Raw genomic sequence first — 11,335 nt, forward strand, 5'->3', positions numbered from 1 at the left:
TAAATAATGTAGATTCTCCCTTCTTTTTTCTTGCTTTTCCCTATCTTTGCAGCCTGAAAACGTCTGGCACCGATGAACTTGTGGTCCGGCACCGATGAGGCCTTCCTTCGGCACCGATGAGGAGGTGACTCGGCACCGGGTAAAAAACGAGGACTCAATGAGTGCTTATATCTACTTATAAGATGGAGATTATCAAGAACTACCTGAAATATTCGTTATGGCTTGTACTGATCGTGTTTGCAGCACTCTTTGGGTTGCACTGGCTTCCGGCTATAACGATCGACGGACACACGATGAGGCGTGTCGATCTTTTAAGCGATCTTCGCTATCCGAAGCAGGAAGTGGTGGTGGCCGATTCGGATACCATTCCTTTGCCTCCTGTCGTAAAGCCGGTTTTTGTCGATACCTGTCGTGCGGGCATGACTTGCATTGAAGATTACGGTGACTCTACCCGTCGCGGCATGGCTTCTTTTTATGAAGCGCTCGACCGTACTTCTTCTTCTCATCCGGATCATGACGGGCTGGTACGTATTGCCGTTTTCGGTGATTCATTTATAGAGGCGGATATCTTTACGGCTGATTTACGTGAAATGCTTCAGAAGCGGTTTGGCGGTTGCGGTGTCGGATTTGTCACAATAACTTCGATGACGAGCGGGTATCGTCCTACCGTGCGGCATACTTTCGGCGGGTGGTCCAGTCATGCGGTGACGGACAGTGTGTATTTCGATAAAAAGAAACAGGGTATTTCCGGACATTACTTTATTCCCCGTGAAGGAGCATACGTTGAGTTGAGGGGGCAAAGCAAATATGCTTCGCTGCTTGATACCTGTCAGCAGGCTTCGATTTTCTTCTATAATAAAGATTCCGTTCATCTTACTGCCCGTGTGAATCGGGGGGAGAGTAAGAATTATTCCTTAGCGCCTTCGGGCGATTTGCAGAAGATTTCCGTTGAAGGACGCATCGGCTCTGTCCGGTGGACGGTAGATCGTGCCGATTCTACGTTGTTCTATGGCTTGGCGATGGATGGTAAGAAAGGAATCATTCTTGATAATTTCTCCTTGCGAGGCAGTTCCGGCTTATCGTTGCGGGGGATTCCGCAACAAATGCTGCGTCAGTTTAACGAGCAGCGTCCTTATGATCTGATTATTCTTGAATACGGATTGAATGTGGCTACCGAACGGGGACGCAATTATGATAATTATCAGAAGGGACTGCTCACTTCTATCGAACATCTGAAGAATTGTTTTCCACAGGCGAGTATTTTGCTGTTAAGCGTCGGCGACCGTGATTATAAGACAGAAGATGGTGAACTTCGTACCATGCCGGGAGTCAAGAATCTGATTCGCTATCAGCAGAACATTGCTGCCGAAAGCGGTATCGCTTTCTGGAATATGTTTGAAGCGATGGGAGGCGAAGGCAGTATGGCGAACCTCGTACACGCCAAACCTTCGATGGCGAACTACGATTATACTCATATCAACTTCCGGGGAGGCAAACATCTGGCAGGACTGCTCTATGAAACATTGATATATGGTAAGGAACAATATGACAGGAGGCGTGCTTATGAGCAAGAATAACCTGTTGCTGGGCTTTATCTTGGGACTGATGGGAACATTCTTTCTTCTTTCGGCAGGAAAGGCGCAAGACCGTATCCCTGCCTGTCCTCCACTGGGGAAGACCTTGAAAATGATAAAACCTTTGCGGGAAATGAACTGGGCGAATGATACCATCGCCGTGCAGACTTCTTTTCCTTCCGCTTTCCGCGAAACCGGAAGGAATGAGATAATCGACAGCATTGCCCTGCTGACACCCGTATTTGAACGTCTCCGTCAGGTACGTGCCGGACTTTCCGAAGATACGGTGCGTATTCTCCATATCGGAGACAGTCACGTACGCGGGCACATCTATCCGCAGACTACGGGAACGCTGCTGAAAGAAACCTTTGGTGCTGTCTCTTATACCGATATGGGGGTGAACGGGGCTACCTGTCTGACGTTTACCCATCCGGGACGTATTGCCGATATTGCAGCCATGAAGCCGGAACTGCTGATTCTGTCCTTCGGAACCAACGAAAGCCATAACCGGCGGTATAACGTCAACCTGCATTATAATCAGATGGACGAACTTGTCAAACTGTTGCGCGACAGCCTTCCCGATGTCCCTATTCTTCTCACCACGCCTCCGGGTTCTTACGAAAGTTTCCGGCAAAGGCGGCGGAAACGTACGTACGCCATCAATCCCCGGACGGTTACAGCGGCAGAAACAATTCGCCGTTATGCCAAAGATCATCGTCTGCTCGTGTGGGATATGTACGATGTAGTAGGGGGCAAGCGCCGTGCCTGTACCAACTGGACGGAAGCGAAACTGATGCGTCCCGATCATGTGCATTATTTACCTGAGGGATATATCCTGCAAGGAAATTTATTATACCAAGCCATTATTCAAGCTTATAACGATTATGTTTCCCATTGATATTGATTTCAGCCGGTTAAAAGAGGTGCTTACCTACGATCCGCAGGCACCGATGATATTCAGCAGTGGTATCTTCCTTTGGCTGTTTGCCGCCTTTATGATCGTATACACCTTGTTGCAGCGTAAGTATACGGCCCGTATTCTGTTTGTGACGCTTTTCTCTTATTACTTTTATTATAAGAGCAGCGGCACTTACTTTTTCCTGCTGGCGCTGGTCACGGTTTGCGACTTCCTGCTGGCGCAATGGATGGACCGTACCGAAGGACGCTGGAAACGCAAAGGGTTGGTAACTCTGAGTCTGGGAGTCAATCTGGGGCTTCTTGCCTACTTTAAATATACTAATTTCCTGGGGGGAGTGATTGCCTCGTTGATGGGAGGGGAATTTACGGCGCTTGATATATTCCTGCCCGTAGGTATCTCATTCTTCACTTTCCAGTCATTAAGCTATACCATTGACGTTTACCGGAAAGACATCAAGCCATTGACCAACATACTGGATTACGCGTTTTATGTATCCTTCTTTCCGCAGCTGGTGGCAGGACCGATTGTGCGTGCCCGTGACTTTATTCCGCAAATCCGGAAACCGCTTTTCGTTTCTCAGGAGATGTTCGGGCGGGGGATTTTCCTTATTCTCTCCGGTTTGTTCAAGAAAGCAATCATTTCCGATTATATCAGTGTCAACTTCGTGGAGCGTATCTTTGATAATCCGACCCTTTATTCCGGTCTCGAGAATCTGATGGGAGTATACGGGTATGCTTTGCAGATTTATTGTGACTTCTCCGGATATAGCGATATGGCTATCGGTATCGCTCTGCTGTTGGGCTTTCATTTTAATCTCAACTTTAATTCTCCTTATAAGTCCGCCTCCATTACTGAATTTTGGCGGCGTTGGCATATCTCATTGTCCAGTTGGTTGCGCGATTACTTGTACATATCCTTGGGAGGAAACCGGAAAGGTAAGTTCCGCCAGTATCTGAATCTGATTATTACCATGTTTCTGGGTGGATTGTGGCACGGAGCTTCCTGGAACTTTGTACTTTGGGGAACATTTCACGGCATCGCTTTGGCGGTGCATAAGATGTGGATGTCCATCATAGGTCGTAAGAAAGGAGAACAAAGTCATGGCTGGCGTCGTGTATTCGGAGTCATTATCACTTTCCACTTTGTCTGTTTCTGCTGGATATTCTTCCGTAATGCCGATTTTCAGAACTCGATGGATATGTTGAGACAGATATTCACCACTTTCCGTCCGCAGCTTTTCCCACAATTGATCGAAGGATACTGGCGCGTGTTTGCCTTGATGCTGCTCGGCTTTCTGCTTCATTTCACTCCGGATAGTTGGGAGAATGCTGCTTGTCGTGGAGTTATTCGCTTGCCGTTCTTAGGGAAAGCTCTGCTGATGGTGGCTCTGATTTATCTGGTCATTCAGATGAAGAGTTCGGAGATTCAGCCGTTTATTTATTTCCAGTTTTAGCTTTCTTTCCACACTGTTTTGAATTAAATGATAGTCAATAGTATCTTGAATGGGGCTGACTAAAAAGTCAATAGTATCTTAAATCTCCTCCTTCGGGAAGGAGGAGTACCCATAGGGGGAGGTGGTAGGTGAATACATTACTCTATCATTTTCAATAAAAAAGGAACAAACATTATTTCTCCTACCACCTCGGTCTTCGACTACTCCTCCTTCCCGAAGGAGGAGAATGGAGATACTACCGACTTTTGGGTCATCCCCAATGGAGATACTACTGTTTGATTCATTTTTAAACAGTTGTGAACAAATCTCTATGTAATCTGTATTTTAGTCTATGGACGTGTGTGGTATTTTGCGCTAGCTTTGCCACGAACAGATAAATAGACATACTATGAGACATAGAATCCTCTTTTTCTTTTTGGCTTTTATTGGAATAAGCCAGTTCGTGACATCGTCCGATGTCCGTAATAAATATAATTTCAATTCAGACTGGTTGCTTTATGTGGGTGATGTTCCCGAGGCAAAGCAGCCGCGTTTTTCTGATTCGGAGTGGAAGAAAGTGACTTTACCGCATGCCTTCAATGAAGATGAGGCTTTCCGCCTGAGCATTGATGAACTGACCGATACGATTATGTGGTATCGGAAACATTTCCGTCTGCCTGCCAACAGCAAGAATAAGAAAGTTTTTGTAGAGTTTGAAGGAGTCCGTCAAGGGGCGGATTTCTATATAAATGGTCAGAATGTCGGCCTGCACGAGAATGGTGTCATGGCTGTCGGTTTTGATCTGACTCCTTATATTAAGTACGGACAGGAAAATGTAATCGCAGTCCGCATCGACAATGACTGGAATTATAAAGAACGGGCGACGGGCACGAAATACCAGTGGAGCAATAAGAACTTTAATGCCAATTATGGCGGTATCCCCAAAAATGTATGGCTGCACGTCACCGACCGTCTGTATCAGACTTTACCTTTATATAGTAATCTCAAAACGACCGGAGTCTACATCTATGCCGAAGACATCCGTGTGAAATCGCGCAAGGCCATTATTCATGCGGAATCTGAAATCAGAAACGAATATAACCGTGATAAGCAGGTTTCCTATCAAGTAGAACTGATAGACCGTGATGGTACATCGATCCAAACATTCGAAGGAACAAAGGCGGTAGTGAAACCGGGTGAAACAATCACGCTGAAAGCGGCATCCGAAGTGGATAACCTGCATTTCTGGAGCTGGGGATATGGCTATCTGTATACAGTAAAGACAAGCCTGTGGGTAGATGGCAGGAAAGTGGACGAAGTTGCCACCCGCACCGGATTCCGTAAAACGCGCTTCGGTAAAGGAATGATCTGGCTGAATGACCGTGTCATTCAGATGAAGGGCTTTGCCCAGCGGACAAGCAATGAATGGCCGGGAGTCGGGATGAGCGTACCTGCCTGGCTGAGCGATTATAGCAATCATCTGATGGTGGAGGGCAATGCGAACCTCGTGCGTTGGATGCATGTCACTCCGTGGAAACAGGATATCGAGTCGTGCGACCGTGTGGGATTGATTCAGGCTATGCAGGCGGGAGATGCCGAAAAAGATTGTGAAGGACGTCAGTGGGAACAGCGTACGGAATTGATGCGCGACGCCATCATCTATAACCGTAATAATCCGAGTATCTTATTTTATGAATGCGGCAATGAGTCCATCAGTCGTGAACACATGATTGAGATGAAAGTGATACGTGATTTGTACGATCCTCACGGCGGCCGTGCAATCGGTTCCCGTGAAATGCTGGACATCCGCGAAGCGGAATATGGAGGCGAAATGCTGTATATCAATAAGAGTGCGCATCATCCGATGTGGGCAATGGAGTATTGCCGTGACGAGGGATTGCGCAAATACTGGGATGATTATTCCTATCCTTATCACAAGGATGGAGACGGCAGCAATTCTTATAAGTCCACCGTTACCAACAAAGTACAGAAGAAAGTGGATGCCCGTGTCTACAACCGTAATCAGGATTCCTTTACCATCGAAAATATCATTCGCTGGTTCGATTACTGGCGTGAACGTCCGGGAACGGGTGATCGTGTAAGTTCGGGTGGCGTGAAGATTATCTTCTCCGATACCAATACGCACTATCGCGGAGTAGAAAATTATCGTCGTAGCGGAGTAGCTGACGCCATGCGTATTCCTAAAGATCCTTTCTTTGCACATCAGGTGATGTGGGACGGCTGGGTAGATACGGAATGTCCTCGCATCTATATCGTCGGTCATTGGAATTATAATGATACGGTACTGAAACCGGTATATGTCGTATCGAGTGCCGATAAAGTAGAATTATTTCTGAATGGTAAGTCTTTGGGCAATGGTGAACGGGATTATCATTTTCTGTATACCTTCAAAGATATCGCTTTCGTACCGGGCAGACTGGAGGCCGTAGGATACGACGAAAAAGGAAAAGAATGTTGCCGTACTCAGTTGCAGACTGCCGGCAAGCCGGAACAGATTCAATTGAGCTTCATCCAGAGTCCCGAAGGATGGAAAGCGGATGGTGCGGATATGGTACTGTTTCAGGTAGAAGTCATGGATAAAGACGGCAACCGTTGCCCGCTGGCAAATGACTTGATACACTTTGAAGTAGAAGGACCTGCCGAATGGCGTGGCGGCATCGCACAAGGAGAAAATAATTATATCCTTTCAAAAGACTTGCCGGTAGAATGCGGTATCAATCGTGCTTTGATCCGTTCGCTCACTACTGCCGGAAACGTCCGTATCACAGCGAAGGCCGACGGATTGAAGCCGGCAGAAATCAGCCTTACTTCCTCACCTGTCGAAGTGAAAAACGGTTTGAGTAGCTATATCCCCGGTGATGAACTGGAAGGCAGGCTGACTCGTGGCGAGACTCCGCAGACTCCTTCATACAAGGTCTCAAAAGTGGATGTCGGTATCGTTTCCGCCATTGCCGGAGCCAATAATGAGAGTACAGTCAACAGTTTCGATGATAATGAACTGAGCGAATGGCGGAATGACGGGAAAGCAGCTACCGCATGGATTACCTATAAGTTGGAACGTGCCGCACGGGTGGATGAAGTTTGTATGAAACTGACCGGATGGCGTATGCGCAGTTATCCGCTGGAGATATATGCAGGCAAAGAACTGATATGGAGCGGAGATACGGATAAGAGTCTGGGATACGTCCACTTGGATGTAAAACCGGCACTGACCAATGAAATTACCATCCGGCTGAAAGGTACAAGCAAAGAAGGAGATGCCTTTGGACAAATAGTGGAAGTTGCCGCCCCCGTTGCCAATGAACTGGATTTGTTTAAAGCGAAGGATGGGGACAAGACCGGCCATGAATTGCGTATTGTAGAAATAGAGTTCAAGGAGAACTTGTTGAAATAGTTTTTTAGGGTTTGTATGATTGGTTTTCCAAGGACCGTCCATCGTACTGTCAGTATAGTGACATCATCTGTCTTTTTTGATCAGAATGTGTCTTCTTTACTGGCAGACTGAAGGACGTTGTTCCTTGATTTCAACCTTTGAATTTAGCAATAAGATGGAACATTATTAAAATATTTTCTCTTTCTTTGCAATAACGAAAAAACATTGAACCTTATGGATTACCCATTGAATAATCAGCCGGCTACTGATCGCTACGATCGCATGCAATATAAATACTGTGGCAAGAGTGGCTTGCAACTGCCTCTCATCTCTTTAGGATTGTGGCATAACTTCGGTAGTGTAGATAACTTTAGTGTAGCGACCGACATGATTAAATATGCCTTCGACCATGGCATCACCCATTTCGATCTTGCTAATAACTATGGCCCTGTGCCGGGAAGTGCCGAAACTAATTTCGGACGGATTCTCAAAGAAAACTTCCAGGGATACCGGGATGAGATGATAATCTCCTCCAAAGCCGGACATGATATGTGGGCAGGACCTTATGGCGGTAACAGTTCCCGCAAAAACCTGATGGCAAGCATCGATCAGAGTCTGCGCCGGACAGGGCTGGAGTATTTTGATATCTTCTATAGTCATCGCTATGACGGAGTCACTCCGGTAGAAGAAACCATTCAAACGTTGATTGATATTGTAAAGCAAGGAAAAGCTCTGTATATCGGAATCTCAAAATATCCTCCTCTGCAAGCGCGGATTGCTTATGAAATGATGGCAAAAGCAGGCGTTCCTTGTCTTATCAGCCAGTATCGTTATAGTATGTTCGACCGTGCAGTTGAGGCTGAAAGCCTTCCTTTGGCTGCCGAATACGGTTCCGGCTTTATCGCCTTTTCCCCTTTGGCGCAAGGATTACTGACGGATAAATATCTGAATGGCATCCCCGAAGGCTCACGCGCGGCACGTCCTTCCACTTTTCTGCAACGTTCGCAAGTGACGCCTGAAAAGGTGGAGGCTGCCCGACAATTGAATGAAATCGCCCGTCACCGTGGACAGACGCTGGCAGAAATGGCTTTGGCATGGGTGCTGAGAGACGAACGGATGACATCGGTCATAGTAGGAGCGAGCTCAGTGAATCAGCTGGCAGACAATTTGCAGGCTTTAAACCAGTTGGAATTTACTGCTGAAGAATTAAACGGGATAGAACGAATTTTGTGTAAAGTCTGATGGCTCTATTGGGGTAATTGGACTGTCATTTGCTGAGAGTGATTAAAAGATTATTAATCATAATTGGCGCACCAAACTTATTTTTTTATACATTTGCAACGGACTCTTCCGCAGAAAGCCTCCGGGTGGTGGGGGAGCCGTGTATATAGAGAAGACGTTTACAAGCGTTTGTCTTTCGTGTTTCAGAACTTCGCAAACTTTGACCACCGGAATGACGAATAGCAACTAAGACGTCCTCCTGATGTGTATTTATATACATCCGTGCCTCTTTTTGAGAAAACAAAGGGAGGTTACGGGTGTTGTACATATCGGCGTGGGCTTTCTGCGTTGTTCGTTCTCGGTGGTGGGCATTGCGAAGGCCTTGAACATGGAACGGACGAAGGTAAGATTCCCACGCTTTTTTATATATTCCTTTCATCTTACATTTATCCGTTTACCCGGTGGGAGTCAGGGGGACACTCATAGGAAGATTGGGCATGATTCATGCGGGACAGCTTATCGAACGTACGCTTCACGAACAGGGACGCACAGTTACCTGGTTCGCCGGACAGTTATGCTGTACACGTCCCAATATATACAAGATATTCAAGAAGGAAAATATCAACATCCATCTTCTTTGGCGCATTTCGTGCATACTCGATCATGATTTCTTCCGCGATTTATCCGATAACATCCGTATCGGTACTTCTTCATGTGTATCCAAATAAGATACATTTCTGTATCCTATCCGGAACTATGATTTCTCCTGCTGGTATACTCCTTTCGCATACCTTTGCGGCATATTAACATAAAATCACAAAAGAATATGAAAAAGCTGATTCTAATTATGATGCTGGTTTTCGGTTGTGTCATTGGGACGTATGCGCAAAAGACTGTCTTTAAGTTTCGTGATGCGCAGGCACGTGCCGGAGATGCAGTAACCGAAGTTTGTGTAAAGCCTACAGTTGTAGAGGTGAAAATTCTTGAAGAGAAAGGACGAATAAAGGATGTATGGACACTGAGCAGAGAAGAGGTGGAAGTTGCCATGAAGGGTGAGCTTGATAACATCCGTGCATGGGGAACTTATTTGTCCACTATCAAGAACGATTGTGATGTAATCATGGGAGCCACTTTTAAGATAGAGGATGATGAAAAGTCGGGAGGATATACGGTTACGGTCGTAGGTTATCCGGGCGTGTTCACCAACTGGCATACTGCCACGACAGAAGATTACGAATGGATACGTATCCAGAAACTTTCGGGTGCCGATGATAGAACCAAAATAGCACCTGTCATAAAGAACAAGAATTAATAACCAAAAAACATAGACAATAATGAAAAAAGTATTATCAATTGTTGCTGCGCTTTTGTTGTGCGTAGGAACACAGGCACAGATTGTATCATCCAGAAGTGCAATCGTCAAGACTCAAAAGCAAGCGAGTAACACACAATGGTTCCTGCGTGCAGGCCTGAACATCATGAACCTCAACGGTGACGGAGTTGAAGCGGATTCAAACATTGGCTACAATGCTACATTCGGCTATCAAAAGCCTATGGGCGGTGCCGGAGCATATTGGGGAATGGAATTCGGCCTCGGTTCCCGTGGGTTTAAAGCCGATGAAATGAAATGTATCGCACACAATATTCAATATTCACCGTTCACTTTCGGATGGAAAATTGGAGTAGCGGACAATCTTAGCATCGATCCGCATCTGGGTGTTTTTGCCAGTTATGACTATACCAGCAAAATGAAAGAAAGTGGTGAAAGCATCAGCTGGGGAGATTTTGCAGATTATCTGGAAGTGGATTACAATCATTTCGATGCCGGTATGAATATTGGCGTAGGACTGTGGTATGACCGTTTCAATCTGGATTTCACTTATCAGCGTGGATTCATTGACGTATTTTCCGATCTCGATGGAATCAAGACTAGTAACTTTATGATCCGTCTGGGGATTGCTTTCTAATTGAGACACATATTTTAATCATATAAATTTCAGCATTTGCGCTCTTTTCTTTTGATGGAAAAGACGTGAATGCTGTTTTCTTAAACATAGCGGCGTATGATAACAAGACTGAGACTTTGGGTAATTGTATTTTTATTGGGTGGAGTACTGCCCTCTTTGATTGCACAAACTTTTACTGAACAAAAGAATACTTATCCGCTCAGTGCGGACGGCAGCAAATATGTAGTCAACGGATTTATTCCTTTCAGTCCGATGATCGATGAAAGTATTTATGCTAATGCTCTGTTGTGGACTATTAAAAACGTTTGCTCTGCACAGCGTGACGGAATAACAGAAGTAAGCATTCCTGCCAAGAGTTTTAGTTGTAACCTGGTGCTTACTTCCCAGGCGGATGCCAAACAAAAGAATACGTACTATTGTACGGCCCAATTTCAGGTAAAAGATGGGAAGCTGGTCTATTATCTTTCCAATATTCAGATAGAATCATCGGTGGTTATAATGAAGAAAGTCACTCCGATGGAAAAACTACAACCTGAGAAGAAGCCTTCTCACCAGGAAACCATGGATGACTTTGTGCAAATAGAATCGCAGATGCTGAACAAACTGTTTGATTTTGTCAGCACAAACCAGCTTTCTCCTATCACCCATTGGAATGAAATAAATATCGGCAAACCGGTAAAGGGGATGACAGAAGATGAATGCCTGCTGGCTTTTGGCAAACCACAAACAATCTCAGAATCAAATGGTGAAGTGCAATGGATGTATTCCAGCTCTTTCTATCTGATACTTGTTAAGCCAATAAGTAAGAAGCTTGGCACAAAAGCCGTG

9 protein-coding genes are annotated in these 11,335 nt (G+C 45.6%); all 9 read left to right on the top strand.

Features of this window, described 5'->3' with window-relative positions; translation table 11 throughout:
* Positions 1–182 precede the first annotated feature (182 nt).
* On the top strand, positions 183–1,577 hold the full coding sequence (locus DW640_RS09770) for an SGNH/GDSL hydrolase family protein (protein ID WP_117577980.1): 1,395 nt from the start codon (positions 183–185) through the stop codon (positions 1,575–1,577).
* Positions 1,531–2,472: an SGNH/GDSL hydrolase family protein gene (locus DW640_RS09775; protein WP_370448818.1), complete on the top strand. Its 942-nt coding sequence runs from the start codon at positions 1,531–1,533 to the stop codon at positions 2,470–2,472. Before DW640_RS09770 ends, DW640_RS09775 begins: the two co-directional genes overlap by 47 nt.
* Entirely contained in the window at positions 2,459–3,946 is a 1,488-nt protein-coding gene (locus DW640_RS09780; protein ID WP_008765451.1) for an MBOAT family protein, read from the top strand. The genes DW640_RS09775 and DW640_RS09780 overlap by 14 nt, the downstream gene beginning before the upstream one ends.
* 388 nt (positions 3,947–4,334) lie before the next feature.
* The gene (locus DW640_RS09785; RefSeq protein WP_117577970.1) at positions 4,335–7,340 is read left to right on the top strand and encodes a DUF4982 domain-containing protein; all 3,006 of its coding nucleotides are present in this window, start codon (positions 4,335–4,337) and stop codon (positions 7,338–7,340) included.
* A 213-nt stretch (positions 7,341–7,553) separates the two neighbouring features.
* The gene (locus DW640_RS09790; protein WP_008765453.1) at positions 7,554–8,561 is read left to right on the top strand and encodes an aldo/keto reductase; all 1,008 of its coding nucleotides are present in this window, start codon (positions 7,554–7,556) and stop codon (positions 8,559–8,561) included.
* A 476-nt stretch (positions 8,562–9,037) separates the two neighbouring features.
* Positions 9,038–9,268, top strand: a complete 231-nt coding sequence (locus tag DW640_RS23715; RefSeq protein ID WP_199610310.1) for a hypothetical protein — start codon at positions 9,038–9,040, stop codon at positions 9,266–9,268.
* Positions 9,269–9,366: 98 nt separating this feature from the next.
* Positions 9,367–9,852, top strand: a complete 486-nt coding sequence (locus DW640_RS23720) for a hypothetical protein (RefSeq protein ID WP_008762073.1) — start codon at positions 9,367–9,369, stop codon at positions 9,850–9,852.
* Between the two features lie 22 nt (positions 9,853–9,874).
* Entirely contained in the window at positions 9,875–10,507 is a 633-nt protein-coding gene (locus tag DW640_RS09815; protein ID WP_008762074.1) for an outer membrane beta-barrel protein, read from the top strand.
* 96 nt (positions 10,508–10,603) lie between these two features.
* The coding region (locus DW640_RS09820) for a hypothetical protein (protein ID WP_117577972.1) at positions 10,604–11,335 on the top strand (732 nt) is incomplete at its 3' end.

Source organism: Bacteroides sp. AM23-12 (genome assembly GCF_003434395.1).
GTDB lineage: Bacteria > Bacteroidota > Bacteroidia > Bacteroidales > Bacteroidaceae > Bacteroides > Bacteroides thetaiotaomicron.

Coding starts and splice junctions, on each gene's coding strand:
- DW640_RS23715 (WP_199610310.1), top strand. CDS start 9,038: ATGATTCATGCGGGACAGCTTATCGAACGTACGCTTCACGAACAGGGA.
- DW640_RS09770 (WP_117577980.1), top strand. CDS start 183: ATGGAGATTATCAAGAACTACCTGAAATATTCGTTATGGCTTGTACTG.
- DW640_RS09815 (WP_008762074.1), top strand. CDS start 9,875: ATGAAAAAAGTATTATCAATTGTTGCTGCGCTTTTGTTGTGCGTAGGA.
- DW640_RS23720 (WP_008762073.1), top strand. CDS start 9,367: ATGAAAAAGCTGATTCTAATTATGATGCTGGTTTTCGGTTGTGTCATT.
- DW640_RS09775 (WP_370448818.1), top strand. CDS start 1,531: ATGGTAAGGAACAATATGACAGGAGGCGTGCTTATGAGCAAGAATAAC.
- DW640_RS09785 (WP_117577970.1), top strand. CDS start 4,335: ATGAGACATAGAATCCTCTTTTTCTTTTTGGCTTTTATTGGAATAAGC.
- DW640_RS09780 (WP_008765451.1), top strand. CDS start 2,459: ATGTTTCCCATTGATATTGATTTCAGCCGGTTAAAAGAGGTGCTTACC.
- DW640_RS09790 (WP_008765453.1), top strand. CDS start 7,554: ATGGATTACCCATTGAATAATCAGCCGGCTACTGATCGCTACGATCGC.